We start from the raw sequence: 21,562 nt of genomic DNA, 5'->3' as shown, positions 1-21,562 counted from the left end.
CTAGTTGCGGTAGTTGCACACGCAAGGACCGCAACTATAGGACGAAACGCGGGCAGGGTCAGAGGGCGCGAAGGCCTTGCAGCACGCGCTCCATGAAGGCGCGCGAGGAAGAGTCGCCGAGGATCAGTTCCGTCTGGTGGATCAGCACCAGGCCCGCGTCCGCCATGTCGCCGACGAGCACCTTCACGACGCCCAGCGGCAGCCGCAGATGCGCGGCGATCTCCGCGATCGACCGGGTGTCCAGGCAGAGGTCGCAGATCTGCCGGTGCTCCATGGTCCGCACGCCGCGATACCGGCGGCCGTCGTCGCTGGTCGACACCAGCGCCTCCAGCGCCAGGGCGTGCGCGGTCCGGGTGCGCCCGCCGGTGCGGGTGTACGGCCGGACACGCGAGCCCGAGGACGGCAGGTAGACCGAAGCGGGCGCGCTGCCCGAAGGACCCGAACCGGCGGCGCCGTTCCCCGCGGACGCGGGACGCGGTGTCGACTGGCGGATCGGCGAGGGCATCGACGGAGGAGCCTGCTCCGGCGGCGCGACCTGGCGGCGCGGCATGACCGTGCTGATCGAGCTCAGCTCGAACCTGCTCGGGGAGTCGAAGGCTTCGCGTTCGGTGCCTTGGTAGAGGGAGTCCCAGCCCGGGGGTTCCGGCTCGGTGAATCCGGTGATCTTCATCGGCGGCTACCCACGTACGCCGCCCTGCAGCTGCGCCCGCAGCTCGGGGGTGATCTGCTGGCCGACCCGCTCGACGAGCAGGGTCATCTCGTAGGCCACGGTGCCGATGTCACAGGTCGGCGCGGCCAGCACGGCGAGTGACGAGCCGTCGGCGACCGACATGAGGAAGAGGTACCCGCGTTCCATCTCGACGACGGTCTGGTTGACCCCGCCCGCGTCGAAGCAGCGTGCCGCGCCGGCGGTCAGGCTGATCAATCCGGAAGCGACCGCGGACAGCTGTTCGGCCCGTTCCTGCGGCAGCCCCTCCGACGGCGCGAGAAGAAGACCGTCCGCGGAGACCAGCACGGCGTGCGCGGCACCGGGAACCCGGCGCGCGAAATCCGTGATGAGCCAGCCGAACGAGCTCTGCTGCTGTCCGGATGCCGTCACAAGTCCCTCCTCGCTGCGTCAAGACCACCTGGGCGGCGTGGTCCGGACGTCCTTCCCCGACCAGCACCGACCTGGCACCGGCGAGCCGAAAGACGCCTCCACCCAGCGTATTCGTCCCGCCGATCGTGTCGAGCCCGCCACCCGGCCGCAGGTGTTAACCGAACGTAAACGTCCAGCCGCTCACCGCGTCGACGTATCGCGAACCACGCATTCGTGGGTCACCCCGTGGTGGCCGGGTGCGACCGGGCGTGAACCAGCGTCCACGCAGGTCATCGACGGTCCGGCCACCCGATCGGGTTACACCTGCACGGAATCGGCCGCGAGGGATCGCCTCGCGGTCAGTCCTGCCGGTGGCGCCACTCCCCGAAGCGGGTGAAGCCTGCCGAGTTCACTCCAACGGCCGCATCCGCTTCGGGCTTTCGTCTGTATTCCACCCCGCGCGCACCCTCTTGTGTCGTGTTTCTACCCCGCGCGCAACGCCGAATCGTGGGCGATGGCGTGCTGCACGACCGAGATCAACACCTGCTTGGCGGACTCACGTTCCCGAGCGTCACAGGCCATGATCGGCACGGACGGTGAGATCGTCAGCGCGTGCCGGACGTCCTCGATCTGGTGGTGCAGCAACCGGTCGAAGCAGTTGATCGCCACGACGTACGGCAGCTTCCGGTTCTCGAAGAAGTCGATCGACGGGAACGCGTCGGCGAGCCGCCGCGTGTCGACCAGCACGACGGCACCGATGGCGCCGACCGCGAGGTCGTCCCACATGAACCAGAACCGGTGCTGGCCCGGCGTACCGAACACGTACAGCACCAGATCCGAGTCCAGCGAAATCCGGCCGAAGTCCATGGCAACGGTCGTCGTCGACTTGTTCGGGGTGGCCGAATTGTCGTCGACGCCGGTACTGGCCTCGGTCATCATGGCCTCGGTGGTCAGCGGATCGATCTCCGAAACCGCTCCGACCAGCGTGGTCTTCCCCGAGCCGAATCCGCCAGCGACCACGATCTTGGCCGACGACGTCGGCCCGGCCACCTGCGGCGCATTCGCGTCGGAGTCAAATTCTCCGAAGCCCACTGAGCACCCTCTCCATGAACTCGATACTGGGCCGGTCACCCACGTTCTGGCTGGCGGTGTGCACCAGGACCAGGCCGAGGCCGGCCACGTCTCCGATCAGCACCCGGACCACGCCGAGCGGCAGGCGCAACAGCGCCGCGACTTCGGCGACGGACCGGGTGTCCAGGCAAAGGTCGCAGATCGACCGGTGTTCGGGGACGCGTACCCGATCGAGCACACGTCCCTGTTCGCTGGTCGAGATCAACGCCTCGATGGCAAGGTCGTACGTCGGCTTGGTCCGTCCCCGCGTGCGGAAGTACGGCCGGACCAGGCCGGAGGATTCGACGTCGGTGGTGTACTGCTCGTCGACGAACTCGTTCTGCGCCTGCTGCGGCAACGCCGCGGCGAGCGGGTCGGCCGCGGCCGCCCGGCGCTCCTCCTCCTTGTCGAAGGAGAACTTGGCGAACTCGCCCGAGTCGTACAGCGGACCGCTGCCACCACCGAACAGTTCCGCCCCGGGGCCGCCGAGCAGGCGTTCCCGGTAGTCCGTGACGCTGAAATCGGCGGGTCCCTGTCCCGCGTTCGAATCGGTCAGCCAGCGGGAGGCCTCGTCCGGGGACACGGGATCGTTGTCCGACCCCTGTGCCCGTCGCGATCGCCATTCGCGGTCGACCCGGTCCCGGAAGGACGTCCAGTCCTCCCGGCCGTCGTCACGTTCCGACCACCCGCCGGAGAAGTCGTCACCGAGCCGGCCATCGCCCCTCAAGCGCCCGTCGTCCACGGCATTCTCCTCGGTTCCCGGTCGCTCAGCGGCGGACCGACGCGCCCTGCAGTTGCGCGCGCATCTCCGGTGTCAGCTGTTGTCCCACGCGTTCCACCAGCAGGGTCATCTCGTAGACGACCAGGCCGATGTCACTCTCCGGCGACCCGAGGACCGCCAGGCAGGACCCGTCCGACACCGACATCAGGAAGAGGAAGCCGTTGGCCATCTCGACCACCGTCTGCGCGACCGTGCCGCCTTCGAACACCTTGGCCGCACCGCGCGCGAGGCTGGTGAGCCCCGACGAGACGGCGGCGAGCTGGTCGGCCCTGTCCTTGGGGAGCCCCTTCGAGGAGGCCAGGAGCAAACCGTCCGCCGACACCACCACGGCATGCGCCGCGCCCGGGACCCGGTGCACGAAATCCGTGATCAGCCAGGCAAAGCTGCTCGTGTGTCCTCTACCCTGCGCCTGGCCGCCAGGCTGCGCCGGACCGCCCGGCTGCATCGCACCCGCCCGTGTCACTTTCACTCCTTACTGCTGTCATCGGCAGGGGAATCCGCACCCCTGCCAGTCACCGGAACGCCGTTGTCATCCAGCGCATCGAGCGGGCGGTCCTTCAACGCGTGCCGTCCCGACTTGTAACCCTGCTGGAAGCTTGCCATCCGGCTTCGAGCCGCCGTCGCCGAGCGGGCTATCGCACCCGTTCCCGGCATTCCGGAAGTCTTGTCGGCGAACGAGTCTTCCTTCTTCGGCTCGTTCCCGCCGATCGAACCGGGGACGAGATACTGGTTCGGCACCCGTTTGGGCAGGCCGGCCGGGGTGACCTCGTCGTTCCGGTCTTCGTACAGGACCTGCGCCGCCTGCCAGCCGTCGTCCGACGCGCTGCGCCAGCCATTGTCCTGGAGCACCGTCTCCGGCGGAACACTCTCCGGGGTCCGAGTGGGCAACGCCTCTTCGGCGGGCTCGACGACGTCTTCGTCGGGCTCGTCGAGGCCGTGGCGGTTCTGCTCGGGCACGTCCGATCCGGGCGGCTCGACCGGCTCGGTGTAGGTGGTCGGCTGGTCGCCGCCCGCCTCGTCACCTTCGCTGAACCAGCGCGAGAGCACCGACTGGTAGATCGGAAGCCGCCTGGTCGGGACGTCGTCCTCGAGCGCCGACTTGCCCGTGTCCGCGGGCTCCTCGGGCTGACGTGTCGGCTCGGCCGGGGTCACCGGGACGTAGCGCGGCTCCCGCTTGGGCAGCACGAGCGACGCGAACTGCGTCTCCGTGCCACTGGAGGCACCGTCGCCGTTCGTCGGCGAGATGTCGTCCGCCGTCGGCCACGCCGGGCTTTCCTCCACGGGGGCGGCGGGGCTGAGGAACGGCCCTGCCGCGTTCTTGCCCGCGACGAGGTCGTCGAGGCTGATCGGCTGGTCGAGCGGGACGAGCCCGCCCTGCTGCGCGACAGGCTGGTGTGACGGCGGCTTCGACGGCGGAGGCGGGGTCATCTCCAGGCCGCGGTCGGAAGCGGGGATGCTCGGCAGCGAGGTCGACATCTCGGACATCGAGGGCATCGACGGCATGGACGTTTCCGAGCGGTTCGGCGGCGGCGGGGTGTTCCGCACACCGGGCCGCATCTGCGTGAGCAGCTCGGCGGGCACGACGACCCGCGCGATCACGCCGCCTTCGATGTCCTCGTTCTCCCGGAGCCGGACCTCGATGCCGTGGCGGCGCGCCAGGCGCGCGACCACGTACAGGCCCATCCGCCGGGTCACCGAGACGTCCAGGTCCGGCGGTTCGGCGAGTCGCGTGTTGACCTCGGCGAGCCGCTCGTCGGTCATGCCGACACCGTGGTCGGTGACCTGGATGGCGAGCGCCTTCTTGCGGGTGATCACCGCGCGGACAGTCACCTTCGTCTCCGGCTCGGAGAAGTAGGTGGCGTTGTCCAGCAGTTCCGCGAGCACGTGCACGAGGTCGTGGATCGTCAGGCCCTGGACGGCTACCTCGGGGACGATCCCGATCTCGATCCGGGCGTACTGCTCGATCTCCGAGACCGCGGCGCCGATGACGTCGGCGGCGGGCACCGGCTTGGGCACCGACTTCGCGAGACCGGCACCCGAGAGCACCAGGAGGCTTTCACCGTTGCGGCGCAGCCGCGTGGCGAGGTGGTCGAGTTCGAACAGGCTGGCCAAGTGGTCCGGGTCCTGCTCGTCGGCCTCGAGCCGGTCGATCACGCCGAGCTGGCGTTCCACCAGCCGTTGCGACCGGCGGGACAGGTTCACGAAGATGCCGTTGACGTTCTCGCGCAGGAGGGCCTGCTCGGCGGCCATCTTGACGGCCTGCGCGTGGACGACGTCGAACGACCGCGCCACTTCACCGATCTCGTCACGCGAGGTGACGGGCACCGGCTCGACCGACCGCTTCGAGGCGTTGACCGGGTCCGGGTCGTCCAGGATGGCTTGCACGGTTTCCGGCAGTCGTGTGTACGCCACGTCGAGCGCCGTCTTCCGCAGCACCCGCAGCGGGCGCAGCATCAGGCGGGCGATGACGAGCATCAGGAACAGCGCCGCGAGCAGGGCCAGCAGCACGATCGCGCCGCCGATCCAGGCCGAGTTGATCGCGTCGGTGGCCAGGCCGTCGGCCTGTGCCCGCAGCTGGCCGAGCAGGTTCGTCTCGACCGCGCGCAGCTTGTCGAGCGCGACCCGGCTGTCGTTGCCGAGCGCCACGTTGTCGATCTCGGGCTGCACGTTCTGCTGGTGCAGCGAGAACGCCATCGTGGTGATCCGGCGGCGGTCGTCGACCTCGGGACCGGAGAAGGTGTCCGAGTAGAGCTGCCGCTGTTCGGGGCTGGCGTTGGCCAGGAAGGCAGCGGTCGAGGCGTCGCCGCTGGCCACCGCCGAACGGGCCTGGTCGAACAGGTCGCCGGGGAACGCGTTGCGGAAGGAGGCGATCAGCAGCGCCGCGTCACCGCGGGCGATGAACTCCTTGCTCTCACTGATGGCCTGCACGGTGACGCCGAGCCGGAGCACGTCGCGGTCGGTCACCGCGGTGGTCACCTCGCGGCCGAGCTGGACCAGCGAGTCGAGGATGCCGGAGTAGGCGATGAGGACAGGGGTGTCGCCCAGCAGCGAGGTGTTCATCGCGCCGCGCAGCGGGCGCAGGGCGTCGAGCCGCTGCAGACCACGCGAATAGCGGTCCCTCGTGTCCTGATCGTCCGGGTTGATCTGGTTCGCCGAGGCCCGCAGATCGTCGACCGCCCGGTCCACCTTGGCGATCTGCGCGTCGAGACCGGCCTGGCGCGACGGGTCGTCGGCGGCGATGTTGGCGACGGCGAGCGCGCGTTCGCTCTGCAGCTCGTGCACCACGAGCGTGATCTTGTCGGCGAACGCGACCTGGTCGGCCGTGTCCTGGAACCGGGCGGCCTCACCGCCGTCGTCGATCACGCGCAGGGTGCCGAGCGCGAGCGCGGTCAGCGTCGGAATGATCAGGACGGCTGCGAGCTTGGATCGCAGACGCCAGTTACGCAGGCCCAGGAACGACCCGGCCACCTTCCCGCCAGGACCGTCTCCGGTTTCCCGCGCAGGGGTCCCTCCCACCCCCGCGGTGTCTTCGTTCGGCACCGCCGCACCACCATCATCTTCATCCGGGCCGGGAAAGCCCATTTTGGACACGCCGTTCTCGAGCTGGCCGTACTGCTGTCTGGGTCGGTTGTCGGAGACCACTACCCGCACGCTCCTGCCACCCGGCAGGGATGTGCTCGGCGTGAGTATTCACTCCTCCGAATGAGGAGGTCGTCTTCGACGCAGTCTCTCAGGTGCACTTGACCGAAACCCCGTCTGGCGTCATTGGTCTATTCGGCCTAACCCGCCAGTACGCGGGCGCGCACCAGTGAAGCACGGACGTGTTCAGCACCCGTTCGGACAAGACGCACTTGTTCCACACAGAGTGCCTTGCACCTCGGGAAAGGTCCAGAGCGTTCGGCCATCCAAGGCACTCTCTTTCACTACATCAGTGGTCCACACCTCACTACCGGTGCATGAGGGTAGCGAACGGCAGGCCCAGATGTAACCCTTTGGACAAGACACACAAGAAGGCACCGGACGGGTCTTGACCTGTTGGCGCTCAGTTGGCAACAAACTCTCGCCACGCGCCTCCGATGAACACGCCCAGTTGTGTTCACTTCTGACAAACAACCTGTTCGGGTGATCGTTACCACTGGGGATCATAGGATGACCACCCATTGTGAGCACGTTGCCCGTTCTCTACAGTGAGCGCGTGGCTCTGACAAAGAGTCACTTCCGAATTCCGCATCAGGCCACGTCATCACGTGTCCTCCCCCTCGATCAGGAGCACCACTTTGCTTTCGAAGAAGGCCTTGAGCGCCAGCCTGAGCCGGCGTGGGGCGATCGCACTCGCGATGGCGGCCGTCGTCACGACGTCGGTCGGCGGCTGCGGCCTGCTCGGCGGGGATGATTCGCCCTCTTCCGCCGGCTCCGGGAACCTCGAGAAGTCGAAGATCAAGGTTGCGACGATGTCGACCATCGACACCGCGTCGCTGCGCCTGGCACAGGACGGCGGGTACTTCAAGGCGGAAGGCCTGGACGTCGAGCTTGTCGAAGCCGCCACCGGCCAGATCTCGCTGACCAAGCTGATCGGCAGCGAGGTCGACGTCGCCTACGCCAGCTACACCCCGTTCTTCATCGCGATGAGCAAGGGCACCGCCGACATCAAGCTGGTCTCCGACGCCTCGTCCGCCGGTCCCAAGAGCACGGCGATCATCGCCATGCCGAACTCGTCGGTGCGCGGCATCAACGACCTGGCCGGGAAGAAGATCGGCATCTTCGCGCCGAACACGGTGTCCGACACCCTCACCAAGTCGGTGATGAAAGACCACGGCGTCGACTTCAGCAAGGTCCAGTGGGTACCGGTCCAGCCGCCGAACATGGCGGCCGCGCTCAAGAACGGCGACATCGACGCCGGCTTCCTGACCGAACCGTTCATCACGCAGGCCGCGAAGCAGGCGGGCACGGTCCCGATCGTGGACACCGCCACCGGCGCGACACAGGACTTCCCCACTGCCGGCTACGGCGCTCTCGGCAAGTTCACCACCGAGAACCCGAAAACCGTGGCCGCCTTCCAGCGCGCCATGCAGAAGGCGACCCGCGACGCGGCCGACCGCTCGAAGATCGAGCCGCTGCTGGTCAAGTACGCCAAGATCGACCAGGACACCGCCGCGCTGACCACGCTGCTGACGTTCCAGTCCACCCTGGACCCCCGCCGCATCCAGCGGGTCCCGGACCTGCTCCTGCAGATGGGCGCGATCCAGAGCAAGATCGACGTCGGCCCGATGATCGCGGAACAGACCACGAGTTGATGACACGCGGTTACTCCGAATTGCCGCTCCACCAGTAATTCGATCACTAAAAGTAGCGTTGTCCAAGCGGGTGATCACGCGATCAGGCGAATGGCCTAAATTGATCACCCGCTCACGACACCCATTGTGAGTGAGTGGGCAAATCTCTAAGGTGACCGCGTGCCTGGCGAAAATGAAGCCACGACACGGATGAAAATCCCCCAAACGGTGATTCATTGTTTCCGAGGAGCTGGCTTTGTTTCGAGACGCCATGAGCAGGAGCGGTGTACGTAGAGGACGGGGCGCCATCGGTGTCGCCCTGAGCGCGCTCATGTTGGCCACATTGGGCGCTTGTGGTGCCCTCGGGGGCGAGGATTCGTCCAAGGCGGCCGGCGGCGACGGTGCGCTGGAGAAGCCGAAGATCAAGGTGGCCCTGCTGCCCGTCGTCGACCTCGCGCCGCTGCGGCTGGCGCAGGAAGCCGGCTACTTCAAGGCCGAAGGTCTCGAGGTCGAAGCGGTCGACGCCCCCAGCGGTCAGGCTTCGATGACCAAGATGATCGGTGGCGAGGTCGACATCGCCTTCTCCACCTACATGCCGTTCTTCCTCGCGAAGAGCAAGGGCGCGGCCGACATCCGGCTCGTCGCCGACGCCGTCTCCGCCAGCCCCAAGAGCAACGCGGTCGTCACGGTGCCGGCCTCGCCGGTCAAGACGATCAACGACCTCGCGGGCAAGAAGATCGCCATCACCGACAAGAACACCGCCTCGCACCTGCTCACCGTCTCGGTGATGAAGGACCACGGCGTCGACACCAGCAAGGTGCAGTGGGTGCCGATGGCGCTGCCGAACATCGTCGCCGCGCTCTCTTCGGGCCAGGTCGACGCGGGCTACCTGCCCGAGCCGTTCCTGACCCAGGCCTCCAAGGTGGCGGGCGCGACCCCGGTCGTCGACATCGCGACCGGTGCCACCCAGGACTTCCCACTGGCGGGCTTCGGCTCGCTCGGCTCCTTCGTGGACAAGAACCCCAAGACGCTGGCCGCGTTCCAGCGCGCGATGGCCAAGGCCGTGCGCGACTCGGCCGACCGCTCCAAGCTCGAACCGCTGATCGTCAAGTACGCCAAGGTCGACGCCGAAACCGCGTCACTGCTCACGCTGCCGACGTTCGGGTCCACCCTGGACCCGCGGCGCCTGCAGCGCGTACCGGATCTGCTGCTGCAGACCGGGGTGCTGACGACCAAGCTCGATGCCGCCCCGATGCTCTCCCCTCAAGCTGGATAAAGGTAAAGGTGTCACGACTTCTCCGTGCCCTGGCCGGTCTGGCCGGTTTCTTCCTCATCTGGGAAGTGATCGTCCAGGCCGGCCTGGTCCGTAAAGAGTTCATCCCCCCGCCGTCCGTGGTCGTCGTGACGATCCTCGAACAGTTCGGCGAGGTGCAGTTCATCCGCGACCTGATCGCCACCTTCCTCGCGTGGGCGATCGCGCTGCTCATCTCGGTCGCCATCGCCGTGCCCGCCGGGCTGCTGCTGGGCAGCATCCCCGGACTGCGCACCGCGACCGCGGTGGTCATCGAGTTCCTGCGGCCGATCCCCGCCGTCGCGCTGATCCCGCTGGTGCTCCTGCTGATCGGCGGCGGCCCCGAAGCGAAGATCACGCTCGCCGTGTACGCGTCGCTGTGGCCCATCATGTTCAACACGATCTACGCGCTCGGCGAGATCGACCCCGTGCTGATGGAGACCGCGAAGGCCTGCGGCACGAGCAAGTTCCGGACGCTGACGTCGGTGGCGCTGCCGCATACCGCGCCGTTCGTGTTCACCGGGGTCCGGCTGTCCGCCAACATCGCCCTGATCGCGGTGGTCAGTACCGAATTCCTGGCCGGTGCCAAACTCGGCATCGGCAACTTCATCATGCAGGCCAGTACCGGTTCGACCAGGTTCGATCTCGTCCTGGCCGGCACCGTGGTGGTCGGCGCGCTCGGCTTCCTCATCAACGGCGGGCTCGAAATGATCGGCAGGCGGGCGTTCCGCTGGAGCACGGTCGACCGGGAGGCGATCTCGTGACGACCCTCACGCTGACCAGCCGCGTCGGCAGGCGCGTGGGCCGGGGCCTCGGCATCCTGGTCCGCAACTGGCTGCTGTTCTTCGCCCTGGTCGGGATCTGGGAGCTTTCGACCCGGCTCGCTCAGAGCCCGTTCTTCCCACCGCCGACCGAAATCCTGACCACCTCGGCGAAGCTGTGGTTCACAGGTCCGGCCTCGCAGCTGTTCCTGACCGACACCGTGTTCGACAACGTCCTGCCGAGTCTCGGCCGGACGCTCGGCGGCTGGCTGCTGGCCGGCGCCCTCGGTGTCGCGCTGGGTGTCGCGCTGGGCCGGTCCAAGACCGGGATGGATTACGTCGGACCGCTTTTCGCGTTCTTCCGCTCGGTGCCGCCGCCCGCGCTGATCCCGGTGTTCATCGTCCTCTTCGGACTCGGGCCGGGCATGCAGACCGGGTCGATCATCTTCGGCGCGATCTGGCCGGTGCTGCTCAACACCGTGGACGGCGTCCGGTCGGTGGACCAGGTGAAGATCGACACCGCGAAGTCGTTCCGGACCCCGCGGTCGTACTGGGTGCGCTCGATCGTGCTGCCCGCCGCCGGGCCGAAGATCTTCGCGGGCCTGCGGCTGAGCCTGTCCATTTCCCTGCTGCTGATGGTGATCTCGGAACTGGTCGGTTCCTACAACGGCATCGGCCGGTCCCTGATGGACGCCCAGCAGGCGTTCGACTTCCCGCTCATGTGGTCGTGGCTGGTCCTGCTCGGGCTGCTCGGCTTCGGGTTCAACGCGGCGTTCCTCGCGGTGGAGCAGAGAGTGCTTCGCTGGCAGCCCACCCGCAACGGCCGTATCTAGTTCTTCTCGAAGGGTCAGCAAGATGTCAACCATGCTCGAAGTCTCCGGGCTGAACCACCGGTACGGCGCGGGAGAAAAGGCGCACGTCGCGGTCAACGACCTGTCGTTCACCGTGGAAACCGGCCAGCTCGCGAGCATCGTGGGCCCGTCGGGCTGCGGAAAGTCGACGCTGCTGCGCTGCATCGCCGGGCTGATCAAGCCGACGTCCGGCCGGGTCAGCCTGCACGGCGACGACGTCTCCTCCGGGGTGCCGGAGGACCTGGCCGTGGTGTTCCAGGACTACAGCCGCTCACTGTTCCCCTGGCTCTCGGTCGCCAAGAACGTCGAGTTCCCCTTGCGGTGGCGCAACTTGAGCCGCTCCGAGCGCCGGACACGGGCGCAGGACGCGCTGGACTCGGTCGGCCTGTCCGGCGTCGGTTCGAAGTTCCCGTGGCAGCTCTCGGGCGGTATGCAGCAGCGTGTGTCGATCGCGCGGGCCCTGGCCAGCCAGCCCGCCCTCCTGCTGATGGACGAGCCGTTCGCATCGGTCGACGCGCAGACGCGGTTCGAACTCGAGGACCTCACCCGGCGCGTGCAGCGCGAGAACGGGAGCACGGTTCTCGTGGTCACGCACGACATCGACGAGAGCGTCTATCTGTCGGACCGGGTACTGGTGCTGTCGAAGTCGCCGGCGACCATCGTCGCGGACCTGCCGGTCGGGCTGCCCGCGGAACGGAACCAGATCACCACGCGCGAGTCCGCGGAGTTCGTGACGCTGCGCGGCGAGGTCGCGCGGCTGCTGCACGGCGGTGCCCCTGAAGCTGTCACCGCGGCCTCTGACGCTGCCGAGTACGAGCTGGCGCAGAAGGCGGCGGAGTCGTCCTCTGTGGACGCTGACGCTCACTCGAAGGGCTGATCCTTCCCGCTCGCCAAGTGCTATGAAAGGCCCGTTACTTGCAAATTTTGCAAGTAACGGGCCTTTCATAGCGCGCGCGAAGGGGCTCGGCGCCGAGGCCTCGAGCGGTCAGTACAGCGTGCGCGGGTTCGCGTCGATGCGGACGTGCACCAGATGCGGCCGCTCGTCCGGCAGCGCGGCCTCCAGCGCCGGCTTGAAGTCCTCCGCCTTCTCGACGACCGACGTCGCCAGGCCCAGGCTCTTCGCCAGCGCGGGGAAATCGATGCCGCCGAGGTCGACACCCGGCACCTTCTCCCCGCCCGCCGCCTCGCCGAGGATGCGCACGGCGGCGTACTGCGAGTTGTCGAAGATCACGAACGTCACCGGCAGGTTGTTCTGCGCCGCCGTCCACAGTGCCTGGACGCAGTACATGCTCGATCCGTCGCCCAGGATCGCGACCACCTTGCGGTCCGGGCGGGCCAGCGCGGCACCGACGGCGGCGGGGAGGCCGTAGCCGAGGGTGCCGCTGGCGACGGTGAGGAAGCCGGTGTCGGTGGACTTGATCGGCAGGTGGTCGTGCAGTTCGTTGCGGTGGCTCGGCGTCTCCTCGACGACGATCGCGTTGTCCGGCAGGACTTCCGAGATCACGGAGTAGGCGAAGCCGGGCGTGATCGGCGTGACCGCGGCGGGCTTTTCCATCCGGGTGCGGGATTTCGGCGCTTCCCGAGGCGCGGCGCGGTCCAGCAGCGCGCGGATCGCGAGCTTCGGCGTCGCCCGGATCCCGGTGCCCTCGGCGGCCCTGGCGAGGATCTGTTCGTCGTCGCTGATCAGGAACAGCGGCGGCAGCGTGGTTTCCGACTCGCCCCGGTACACGTGGTAGGTGAACGCCGGGGCGCCGATGACGACCACGAGGTCGTGGTCGGCCAGCGCGCCCGCGAGCGTTTTCCGTTCCGGCTGCAGGAAGCCGAAGAACTGCGGGTGGTCCTCGGGGAAGGAGCACCGCGCGCCCATCGGCGGCGCCCAGACCCCGGCGCCCACCTTCTCGGCCAGCGCGACGACGTCCGGCACGGCGCCTTCACCGTCGATGCCGGGGCCGACCACGATCGCCGGGCGCTCGGCGGCGTCCAAGGCGGACACCAGTTCGTCCAAAGCGGACGGATCGGGCGCGAAGCCGCGGATCGGCGGCCGGGAGATGACCGGCTTCGTGGTTTCGACGTCCCAGTCGTCCACCGGCACCGAGACGAACACCGGACCCATGGGCGCCTGCGTCGCGATGTGATACGCCCGCGCCAGCGCCGCCGGGACGTCCTCGGCCCTGGCCGGTTCGCAGCTCCACTTCACGTACGGCTTGGGGAAGTTCGTCGCCTCGACGGCCCCGAGGAAGGGGTCGTCCGGCAGCAGCGACCTGGTCTGCTGGCCGGCGAGGATGATCAGCGGGGCGTTGTTGCGGTACGCGGTGAAGACATGCCCCAGGGCGTGGCCGACCCCGCCCGCCGAGTGCAGGTTCACCAGCGCCGGCCGTCGCGCGGCGCGGGCGTACCCGTCTGCCATCGCGACGACGGACGCCTCGTGGAGCGCGAGCACGTAGGTGAAGTCGTCGGGCCAGTCCGTCAGGAAGGCGATCTCGGTGGTGCCGGGATTGCCGAAAATCGTGGTCAGGCCCAGATCGCGCAGCAATTCCCTGGTCGCGTCACGTACGGTGCGGGTAGCCATGGGCCCCACGCTATCTGGTCCTAACCGGATAGTTGAAGATGCAACCTCATATCACCGTCCGTGGTCTGGACCTGACCCGTTGCGTACGGCTAGTCCTTGACCAGCGCCGCCCACTCACGGACGGCGGCGGCGTCCACATCGGACTCCCAGCCGCCGGGCCGGACCGCGCTGCCGACGTGGAACGCGCGCACCCCGCCCGCCCGCAGCAGATGCACCTGCTGCGCCCGCAGGCCGCCGCCGACGAGCAGCTGGGGCCCGTCCGTCCGGCGGGCGAGCCGCTGCAGTACCGAGAGGCCGTGCGCCACCCCGTGCGGATGCCCGGCCGCGAGCACCGTGTCGCAGCCGAGCGCGGCCAGCTGGTCGTAGGCGCGCAACGGGTCCCGCGCGCGGTCGATGGCGCGGTGGAAGGTCCACGGCAGCCCGCCGAGCTCCTTGACCAGTGTCTCGCAGGCGTCGACGTCGATTTCGCTTTCCAGGTCCAGGAAACCGAAGACGAACTCCCGCGCGCCCGCTTCGATCAGCCGGGCGGTGTCCGCGCGCAGCCCGTCGAGGTCGCCGGCGGCGAAGGACATGTTGTCGCGCAGCATGACCCGCACCGGGAGATCGGTGGCGGCGAGTACGTCGCGCAGCGTCCCGGCCGACGGCGAGAGACCGTCGCTGGCCATGTCACTGACCAGTTCGAGGCGATCCGCCCCGCCCTCCTGTGCGCGCTCCGCGTCCGCGGCGGTCAGCGCGATCACTTCCAGCAGGCCGGTTTTCGAACTCATGGACCTTCCAATTCGCTAAGCCGAGGGGTTGTCGTCACCCCTGGCGTGGCGACCGCGCCGGAACCCGCCTTGCAGGCTGGTCATCCGTTCGCGGACCGCTTCGGGGGAAAGTGAGAGTATCGGCCTCTCCCCTCGCGGCTTCTCCGGCCTGTCGTCCTGCGACCGTGCCTCGGGGACGACGGCGGGCAGGAAGGGCCAGGTTTCCTCGGCCCCGTCCTCCTGCTCCAGCTCGGCGGACGTCGGCCAAGCGGGCTCGGGTTCGGGCGTCTTTTCTTTCGGTTCCGGAGCTTTCGGTGCAGGAGCCTTCGGTGCCGGAGCTTTCGGTGCCACCGGCTTCAGCGCCGGTTCGGTCGGCTCGTCCGGATCCTGCGCGGGTTCCTCGGTCGCGGCGCTCTCCTGGGCCGCCTTCACCGGCTCGAACGAGGGCAAAGAAGGCGGACCGGGTTCGGCGGGCGAAGGTCCTTCGCGCGGGCCGCCGTGGTCGAACCACTGCGAAAGCACGCTCTGGTACTTGGGCATCCGCTCGGTCGGCGAGTCCAGCTCGAGGTGGTTTCCCGCGTCGTCGTCCGACGAAGGCCACTCCGGCGGGTTCTCGCGCTCGACGACGGGCGCGCGCCGCAACGGCCCGGGGTCCAGCACGGGCGCGAAGCGCGACTCCTCGGCCCCGCTCTCCTCCGGCTCGGGCAGCGACGGGACTTCCAGCGGTGGTTCGGGTTCCGGCTCGGGCGGGGTGACGACCGGCGGGGGCTCCGGCATCGAGGCGGGCTGGGGCGCTTCGACGATGAGCCCCGAGGGAACGACGACCACCGCGGTGATCCCGCCGCCGTCGGCGGACCGCAGGCGGACGTCGATCCGGTGCCGGACGGCCAGCGTCGCGACCACGAACAGGCCCATCCGCCGCGAAACCTCGACGTCGACGTCCGGCGGATTCGCCAGCCGCGTGTTGGTCCGGTCGATCTCCGCCTGCGGCATCCCGGCGCCGTGGTCGGTGATCTCGATCTGCCATTCGCCGCGTTCGGTCTCGTGCCCCTCGACCTGCACCATCGTGCTCTGGTCCGAATACCGGGTCGCGTTCTCCAGCAGTTCGGAGACCACGTGCACGAGGTCGTTGACGGCCTCGCCGCGGACCGCGATCCGCGGCGCCGCACCGAGTTCGATGCGCTGGTAGTGCTCGACCTCGGAAAGCGCGGCACCGATGATCTCGTCGGCGACGACGGCTCCACCGTCCTCGCGGACGACGTCGGTTCCGGAGAGCACCAGCAGGTTCTCGCTGTTGCGCCGCATCCGCGTCGCGAGGTGGTCGAGTTCGAAGAGCCCGGCGAGCGTGTCGGGATCCTGTTCGTCGGCCTCCATCCGGTCCAGCACGGAAAGCTGCCGCTCGACGAGATCCTGGCTGCGCTGCGACAGGTTCACGAACATCGCGTTGATGTTCTCCCGCAGCATCGCCTGTTCGCCCGCGAGCCGGACGGCCTCGCCGTGCACCGCGTCGAACGCCCGCGCCACCTGGCCGAGTTCCTCCCGGCTGAACACCGGGACCGGCGCGACGGCCAGCCGCCGCCGAAGGTTCTCCGGCTGCGGTTCGGGATCGCTGAGCAGTCCTTGGACGGCGGCGGGGAGCTGGTGTTCGGCGACCTGGAGCGCGCTGCGGCGCAGGATCCGCAGCGGCCGCAACAGCGACCGCGCGATGATCACGGAGAGCACACCGGCGACCACCAGGACGGCGAGCACGATGCCGCCGTCCCAGATGGCGGACGTTCTCGCTTGCGCCGCAAGGGTGTCCGTGCGTTCCTGCAGCTGGACGAGCACCGCCTGCTGCACCTGGTGGGCCAGGTTGACCGTGTAGGTGGCGGCGGTGTCCCACTGGTTCGGGTCCAGCCCGCCGAGCCCCTGGTCGTTCTCGGCGCGAATGAGCGCCGATTCCACCATGTCGTTGCCGATGTCGACGATCAGGCCGATCACCGTGTCGTCGTACATCCGCTGCTGTTCGGGCGTCGCGAAGGTGCGGTAGTCGTTGCGGGCGGCGGCGAGTTCGGCCTCCGCGCCGAGCAGGGCGCGCGTCCGGTCCCGGTTGAGGCCGCCCTGGGCGAGCGCGGCCGCCATGATCGCGCGTTTGACCGACATCTGGTCCTTGATCCGCGCGAGCGCGTTGCCCGCGAGGCGGAGCTTCCCCAGATCCGGGTCGGAGACGTCGGCGGCGGTGGAATCGCTGATGTCGAGCAGGCCGGAGATCAGCTCGCTGTAGGAGCGCAGGACCGCGTCGGCGGGAAAAGCGGAGTGTTCCGCGGAAAACCGCAGCCCGGTCAGCACGCGCAGGCGATCGCTGGTCAGCTGCAGGCTGGTCGCGGCCTTGTCGCCGAGCCTGCTCTTGCTCTCGCCGAGCGTGCGGTCGAACGTGCCGATGGCCTCGTCGGCGCGCTTGCGCTGCTCGGTCAGTTCGGAGACGTCGCCCTTGCGATCGCCCGCGACGAACCGGACGGTGAGGTCGCGTTCGCGCTGGAGCTGGTGCACGGCCTCGGCGACGGTGCTGTCGACCCGGCCGCGCGTGGCGAATTCGGCCAGCTGCCGGGCATCCCGCAGGTCCGAGTTGACCCGGAGTCCGACGAGGGCGACCACCGCGAGCGCGGGGATCAGGAGGACGACGAAGAGTTTGGTACGCAGGTGCCAGTTCCGCAGCCGCCAGCGTCCTCCGACACGCGGATGCCGTTCCGCCGCGTCGCCCCCACGGGGACGCTTGTCGCGACGGGCCACCTGGTTTCCTTTTCCCACCACGGGACCCTTTCCCATGGCTGACATCGGGGACGAGAGCCCGAACCTACTGTAGAGTAACAAGGTTCGAGAACGATCGAAAGCCGCGCAATCCGGCGTCTCCCGCACGCGATCGTATGGGGCCTGGACCATACGATCCAGAAGGAGGAGCACATTCTCTCGGTAGGTGGGCGGAGGCGATGATGCGCGTCTGGGCGATTCCGCTGGTAGCGGCTCTGCTGGCGACGGCCGGTTGCGGAGTGTTTTCCGGCGGTGACGCAAGTACCGACGCGCCACTCGAACGGGCGGAACTACGAATCGGTGTCGGAAGCCCCCTCGACACGGCACCCTTGAGGGTCGCCGTGGCCGACGGCGAGTTCACCGCGGCCGGCCTTTCCGTGACCCTTGTCGATATTCCCGCCGACCAGGCGATCGGCAAACTTTCGGCGGGCGAGATCGACTTGGCGTTCGCCAGCGACGTGTCGATCTTCCGCGCCGCCGCGGCCGGGACGGCACTGCAGTTGCAGGGCGAGGCGTACACCGCCGGCCGCAACACCATGGCGCTCGTCACACTCCCCGGCTCCGACTACACCGAGCCGACGCTCAAGAAGTCGCCGAAGATCGCGGTGAACATGCTCGACGACGTCGGCGTGCTCGCGGCCCGTTCGGTACTCGCGACCGCCGGCGTCGACGTGAACAAGATTCAGTTCAAACAGCATCCGTTCGACCGGATGCCGCAGGCGTTGCAGGCGGGCGAGGTCGACGCCGCGTGGATGGTCGAGCCGTACATCACCAGGGCCGAGAAGGAACTCGGGGCGAGCATCCTCGCCGACGGCGCTCGCGGCGCGACACTGGACTTCCCGATGTCGTCCTACGTTTCGACGGGCGCCTTCGGCCAGGGCAACGCCCGCACGCTCGCGGTCTTCCGGAAGGTGCTCGGCGAAGCGCAGGTGCGGGCGGCCGACCCGGCCGTCGTCCGTGACGCGCTGCCGTCGTTCTCCGACATCGACCGGACCACGGCGTCCCTGATCTCGCTCGGGACCTACCCGGTCTCCCTCAACGGCATCCGGCTGCAGCGCGTCGCCGACCTGATGCACAACTCGGGCATGATCGGGGCCCGGCTCGACGTCCAGGCGATGGTGCCCCGCTAGCCCGGACCCCGCCCCGCCGCCACCCTCAACGGACAGGCTGTGCCTGACTCTAAATATTTTCGCCGGTCGGCCTCAGACACACGGTGCGCGCGGGCGGCCCGGTGTAGTGCAGGGCGGTGTCGTCCGACGAACAGACGGTCTCCGAAGATCCCCGCATCACGAGCGCCCGCGCCTCCGCGGTGATGTCGGTGCAGCGGACCTTCGCGATCCGCGTCTCGTGCACGACGTCGCGCAGGCAGTCCCCGGTCTCGACGTTCAGCGCCAGGCAGAGCGTCTTCTCGGCCTTCTTGTCGGAAGACCTGCCGTACAGCTCGAACTGGACGTAGTCGGAACCGCGGCACTCGGACGAGCCGGTGCGCACGTCGTCGATACGGAAGGTCGCGCGGCTCGTCGAGCAGCCGGCGGTCGTGTAGCTCTGGCCGCCACCGGCCTCGTCGGTGAGGTACAGGCACTCGCCCGCCTCGACCGAACCGAACTTGCCCGACTGCGACATCCCCCAGGCGACCAGGCTCCCCAAGCCCAGCGCGGCGACGACGCCCAGCACGATCGCGACCCTGGCCAGGACGCTCAGCGGCGGCGGCTTCGGGAACGGCGTCGGCATTCCCACGTCCGGCATCGCGGGCAGCGGGGCGGGCGCGTTGAACGGGTCGTACTCGGGCGCCCCGCCGGTCGGTGTAGTCGTCAAGATCCCCTCCAGTCACCTGCCGCACATCCTTCCACCAGCGGTGCCGAGGCGGGAGCCGGTGTGGCCGGAACGTATAAAGGAGGATGTGACCGATGGCCCGCTGATCGTCCAGTCCGACAAGACCGTGCTCCTCGAGGTCGACAACAGCCAGGCCGACGACGCGCGGATCGCCATCGCGCCGTTCGCCGAACTGGAACGCGCGCCCGAGCACGTCCACACCTACCGGATCACGCCACTGGCGTTGTGGAACGCGCGCGCCGCGGGCCACGACGCGGAACAGGTCGTCGACGCGCTGACGACGTACTCGCGGTTCCCCGTCCCCCAGCCGCTGCTCATCGACATCGTGGACACGATGGGCCGGTTCGGGCGGCTGCAGATCGCCAACCACCCGGCGCACGGGCTGGTGATGTCGACCATCGACCGCGCGGTGCTGGAGGAGATCCTCCGGCACAAGAAGATCAGCCCGATGCTGGGCGCGCGGATCGACGAAGACACCGTCATCGTGCATCCATCCGAACGCGGTCGGCTCAAGCAAGCGCTCCTGAAGGTCGGCTGGCCCGCGGAGGACCTCGCGGGCTACGTCGACGGCGAGGCGCATCCGATCGAGCTGGCCGAGGACGACTGGGAGCTGCGCGACTACCAGCGCAAGGCCGCGGAGGCGTTCTGGGCGGGCGGATCCGGCGTCGTCGTGCTGCCGTGCGGCGCGGGCAAGACCCTGGTCGGCGCGGCGGCCATGGCGCACGCGAAGGCGACGACGCTGATCCTGGTGACGAACACCGTCGCCGGACGGCAGTGGAAGCGCGAACTGATCGCGCGGACCTCGCTGACCGAAGAGGAGATCGGCGAGTACTCCGGCGAGAAGAAGGAGATCCGGCCGGTCACCATCGCGACGTACCAGGTGGTCACGCGCAAGACCAAGGGTGAGTACCGGCACCTGGACCTGTTCGACTCGCGGGACTGGGGCCTGGTGGTCTACGACGAGGTCCACCTGCTGCCCGCGCCGGTGTTCCGGATGACCGCGGACCTGCAGTCGCGGCGGCGGCTGGGCCTGACCGCGACCCTGGTGCGCGAGGACGGCCGCGAAGGCGACGTGTTCTCCCTGATCGGCCCGAAGCGGTACGACGTCCCGTGGCGCGACATCGAGGCGCAGGGCTGGATCGCGCCGGCGGAGTGCACCGAGGTCCGCGTGACGCTGACGGACGCCGAGAGGCTCTCGTACGCGACTGCCGAAGCCGAGGAGCGGTACAAGCTGGCGGCGACCGCGGACACCAAGACCAAGGTGATCAAAACGCTGGTGGACCGGCATCCGGGCGAGCCGACGCTGGTCATCGGCGCCTACCTCGACCAACTGGAGATGATCGGCGACGAGCTGGACGCGCCGGTGATCCAGGGCGCGACACGGAACAAGGAACGCGAGGAACTGTTCGACGCGTTCCGGCGCGGCGAGATCAGGACGCTGGTCGTTTCGAAGGTCGCCAACTTCTCGATCGACCTGCCGGAGGCTTCGGTGGCGATCCAGATCTCCGGGACGTTCGGTTCGCGGCAGGAAGAGGCGCAGCGGCTCGGACGGCTGCTGCGGCCGAAGGGCGACGGACGGCAGGCGCATTTCTATTCGGTCGTCTCGCGCGACACCGTCGACACGGAGTACGCGGCGCACCGGCAGCGATTCCTGGCCGAACAGGGCTACGCGTACCGGATCGTGGACGCGGACGACCTGCTTCGCCCGATGTGACCCCCCGCGTTTCGTCCTCTGGGCAAGTACGTGAAGGTCCCCTTCCTCTCGCCTAGGTACAGGGTTCCGGCAAAGTCGGCTATCCGCTGGTCGCAGGGGTGCGGGCTCGGGCTCGTCAACCGTGACCAGACACGCTCCTCGAATGTCCACAGAGGACACCTTCGACCCGTCTTTGCCCGATTTGGGAGGTTTGCGGAGGGGGTATCAATCAGACATTTACCCGGCTAAGCGTGTCCCGTGTGGACAGTCAGGGTGCGGCCGGTCCAGATCCGCGATGCCGAAGGCTCCCTTCACCGCATCGGACGCGGCGAAGGGAGCCTTCAGTCCGGCACGACCCGCCCGCGAACACGACACGTTTGCCCTTCCCCTCAATAACCCTCTTTAACCACTCACGACCCCCGCGCGAAACCGCGTAAAGCGCCCGAATCGGGCATCATGACCCGTCCTGCAGCCCTTGCGGACAGTCGCACCCCCACCATGCGACAACCAGCCCGCTGAAAACCCTCGAAACCCGACACGTGCGGATAGCCGACTTTGCCGAGACCCTGGCGCCTAGGTACGCGAAAGCTCTCCCCCACCCAGCGGCGTGAAAGCCCGTCGCGAGCGGCCACACCAGCCTTTCCGAGGTGTCGCGAAAGCCAGGCGGATTCATGCGGTCGTTGCAACATCCTTCGTGAGCTGGGAGTTTGTGGTGGCTGGCGGGTTCGTGTTGCCGCGTTCGGTGCGGGTGCGTTTTTGGGGTGCGGTGCGGGCGGGGTATCTGCCCAA

Annotated in this window: 18 protein-coding genes; 7 read left to right on the top strand and 11 right to left on the bottom strand. The window is 68.5% G+C overall.

Features of this window, described 5'->3' with window-relative positions; all coding sequences use genetic code 11:
- Positions 1-58: 58 nt before the first annotated feature.
- The 7 genes from ACLJRM_RS36150 to ACLJRM_RS36120 form a co-directional block, all read right to left on the bottom strand.
- Positions 59-670: a DUF742 domain-containing protein gene (locus ACLJRM_RS36150; protein WP_410665630.1), complete on the bottom strand. Its 612-nt coding sequence runs from the start codon at positions 668-670 to the stop codon at positions 59-61.
- A gap of 6 nt (positions 671-676) precedes the next feature.
- Positions 677-1,099: a roadblock/LC7 domain-containing protein gene (locus ACLJRM_RS36145; protein ID WP_020631857.1), complete on the bottom strand. Its 423-nt coding sequence runs from the start codon at positions 1,097-1,099 to the stop codon at positions 677-679.
- 462 nt (positions 1,100-1,561) lie between these two features.
- The gene (locus ACLJRM_RS36140) at positions 1,562-2,170 is read right to left on the bottom strand and encodes a GTP-binding protein (RefSeq protein WP_026467043.1); all 609 of its coding nucleotides are present in this window, start codon (positions 2,168-2,170) and stop codon (positions 1,562-1,564) included.
- Complete coding sequence (locus ACLJRM_RS36135) at positions 2,151-2,930, bottom strand: DUF742 domain-containing protein (RefSeq protein ID WP_076158620.1); 780 nt, start codon at positions 2,928-2,930, stop codon at positions 2,151-2,153. The genes ACLJRM_RS36140 and ACLJRM_RS36135 overlap by 20 nt, the downstream gene beginning before the upstream one ends.
- Positions 2,931-2,955: 25 nt before the next feature.
- On the bottom strand, positions 2,956-3,414 hold the full coding sequence (locus tag ACLJRM_RS36130) for a roadblock/LC7 domain-containing protein (RefSeq protein WP_101613540.1): 459 nt from the start codon (positions 3,412-3,414) through the stop codon (positions 2,956-2,958).
- Between the two features lie 20 nt (positions 3,415-3,434).
- Positions 3,435-6,551 carry a nitrate- and nitrite sensing domain-containing protein gene (locus tag ACLJRM_RS36125; RefSeq protein ID WP_101613541.1) on the bottom strand — a complete coding sequence of 1,039 codons (3,117 nt, stop codon included), beginning with the start codon at positions 6,549-6,551 and terminating at the stop codon, positions 3,435-3,437.
- Positions 6,552-7,212: 661 nt separating this feature from the next.
- Positions 7,213-7,431, bottom strand: a complete 219-nt coding sequence (locus tag ACLJRM_RS36120; RefSeq protein WP_233222938.1) for a hypothetical protein — start codon at positions 7,429-7,431, stop codon at positions 7,213-7,215.
- On the opposite strand from ACLJRM_RS36120, the gene ACLJRM_RS36115 reads away from it, so the two are divergent.
- The 5 genes from ACLJRM_RS36115 to ACLJRM_RS36095 all read left to right on the top strand — a co-directional run bounded on the left by ACLJRM_RS36115 (position 7,421) and on the right by ACLJRM_RS36095 (position 12,022).
- Positions 7,421-8,263: an ABC transporter substrate-binding protein gene (locus ACLJRM_RS36115; RefSeq protein WP_233222937.1), complete on the top strand. Its 843-nt coding sequence runs from the start codon at positions 7,421-7,423 to the stop codon at positions 8,261-8,263. The two genes, ACLJRM_RS36120 and ACLJRM_RS36115, sit on opposite strands and share 11 nt — an antisense overlap.
- A 310-nt stretch (positions 8,264-8,573) precedes the next feature.
- A complete protein-coding gene (locus ACLJRM_RS36110) occupies positions 8,574-9,518 on the top strand; it encodes an ABC transporter substrate-binding protein (protein ID WP_101610904.1) in 945 nt (314 codons plus the stop codon).
- A gap of 8 nt (positions 9,519-9,526) precedes the next feature.
- Positions 9,527-10,297, top strand: a complete 771-nt coding sequence (locus tag ACLJRM_RS36105) for an ABC transporter permease (protein ID WP_101610905.1) — start codon at positions 9,527-9,529, stop codon at positions 10,295-10,297.
- The gene (locus tag ACLJRM_RS36100; RefSeq protein ID WP_101610906.1) at positions 10,294-11,127 is read left to right on the top strand and encodes an ABC transporter permease; all 834 of its coding nucleotides are present in this window, start codon (positions 10,294-10,296) and stop codon (positions 11,125-11,127) included. The genes ACLJRM_RS36105 and ACLJRM_RS36100 overlap by 4 nt, the downstream gene beginning before the upstream one ends.
- A 22-nt stretch (positions 11,128-11,149) precedes the next feature.
- A complete protein-coding gene (locus ACLJRM_RS36095) occupies positions 11,150-12,022 on the top strand; it encodes an ABC transporter ATP-binding protein (RefSeq protein WP_101610907.1) in 873 nt (290 codons plus the stop codon).
- A 108-nt stretch (positions 12,023-12,130) separates the two neighbouring features.
- Here ACLJRM_RS36095 and mdlC read toward each other — a convergent pair whose 3' ends face one another.
- The 3 genes from mdlC to ACLJRM_RS36080 all read right to left on the bottom strand — a co-directional run bounded on the left by mdlC (position 12,131) and on the right by ACLJRM_RS36080 (position 17,229).
- The gene (gene mdlC, locus ACLJRM_RS36090; protein WP_410665629.1) at positions 12,131-13,714 is read right to left on the bottom strand and encodes a benzoylformate decarboxylase; all 1,584 of its coding nucleotides are present in this window, start codon (positions 13,712-13,714) and stop codon (positions 12,131-12,133) included.
- 89 nt (positions 13,715-13,803) lie between these two features.
- On the bottom strand, positions 13,804-14,481 hold the full coding sequence (locus ACLJRM_RS36085; RefSeq protein WP_101610909.1) for a copper homeostasis protein CutC: 678 nt from the start codon (positions 14,479-14,481) through the stop codon (positions 13,804-13,806).
- A gap of 15 nt (positions 14,482-14,496) precedes the next feature.
- Positions 14,497-17,229, bottom strand: a complete 2,733-nt coding sequence (locus ACLJRM_RS36080; protein ID WP_410665628.1) for a nitrate- and nitrite sensing domain-containing protein — start codon at positions 17,227-17,229, stop codon at positions 14,497-14,499.
- A 197-nt stretch (positions 17,230-17,426) separates the two neighbouring features.
- On the opposite strand from ACLJRM_RS36080, the gene ACLJRM_RS36075 reads away from it, so the two are divergent.
- Entirely contained in the window at positions 17,427-18,377 is a 951-nt protein-coding gene (locus ACLJRM_RS36075; RefSeq protein ID WP_410665627.1) for an ABC transporter substrate-binding protein, read from the top strand.
- Between the two features lie 49 nt (positions 18,378-18,426).
- Here ACLJRM_RS36075 and ACLJRM_RS36070 read toward each other — a convergent pair whose 3' ends face one another.
- A complete protein-coding gene (locus ACLJRM_RS36070) occupies positions 18,427-19,062 on the bottom strand; it encodes a hypothetical protein (RefSeq protein WP_101610912.1) in 636 nt (211 codons plus the stop codon).
- Between the two features lie 85 nt (positions 19,063-19,147).
- On the opposite strand from ACLJRM_RS36070, the gene ACLJRM_RS36065 reads away from it, so the two are divergent.
- Complete coding sequence (locus tag ACLJRM_RS36065) at positions 19,148-20,794, top strand: DNA repair helicase XPB (protein ID WP_101610913.1); 1,647 nt, start codon at positions 19,148-19,150, stop codon at positions 20,792-20,794.
- The last annotated feature ends 768 nt before the right edge of the window (positions 20,795-21,562 follow it).

Source organism: Amycolatopsis sp. lyj-84 (assembly GCF_046549075.1).
Lineage (GTDB): Bacteria > Actinomycetota > Actinomycetes > Mycobacteriales > Pseudonocardiaceae > Amycolatopsis.
Note: the sequence above shows the minus strand (reverse complement) of the source record. Positions and strands in the feature narration are given on the sequence as shown.

What these genes read in the sequence shown, in the direction of transcription:
- ACLJRM_RS36150 (WP_410665630.1), bottom strand. Translation starts at nt 670, where the DNA reads ATGAAGATCACCGGATTCACCGAGCCGGAACCCCCGGGCTGGGACTCC.
- ACLJRM_RS36130 (WP_101613540.1), bottom strand. Translation starts at nt 3,414, where the DNA reads ATGCAGCCGGGCGGTCCGGCGCAGCCTGGCGGCCAGGCGCAGGGTAGA.
- ACLJRM_RS36125 (WP_101613541.1), bottom strand. Translation starts at nt 6,551, where the DNA reads ATGGGCTTTCCCGGCCCGGATGAAGATGATGGTGGTGCGGCGGTGCCG.
- ACLJRM_RS36115 (WP_233222937.1), top strand. Translation starts at nt 7,421, where the DNA reads ATGTCGACCATCGACACCGCGTCGCTGCGCCTGGCACAGGACGGCGGG.
- ACLJRM_RS36120 (WP_233222938.1), bottom strand. Translation starts at nt 7,431, where the DNA reads ATGGTCGACATCGTCGCAACCTTGATCTTCGACTTCTCGAGGTTCCCG.
- ACLJRM_RS36110 (WP_101610904.1), top strand. Translation starts at nt 8,574, where the DNA reads ATGTTGGCCACATTGGGCGCTTGTGGTGCCCTCGGGGGCGAGGATTCG.
- ACLJRM_RS36095 (WP_101610907.1), top strand. Translation starts at nt 11,150, where the DNA reads ATGTCAACCATGCTCGAAGTCTCCGGGCTGAACCACCGGTACGGCGCG.
- mdlC (WP_410665629.1), bottom strand. Translation starts at nt 13,714, where the DNA reads ATGGCTACCCGCACCGTACGTGACGCGACCAGGGAATTGCTGCGCGAT.
- ACLJRM_RS36085 (WP_101610909.1), bottom strand. Translation starts at nt 14,481, where the DNA reads ATGAGTTCGAAAACCGGCCTGCTGGAAGTGATCGCGCTGACCGCCGCG.
- ACLJRM_RS36075 (WP_410665627.1), top strand. Translation starts at nt 17,427, where the DNA reads ATGATGCGCGTCTGGGCGATTCCGCTGGTAGCGGCTCTGCTGGCGACG.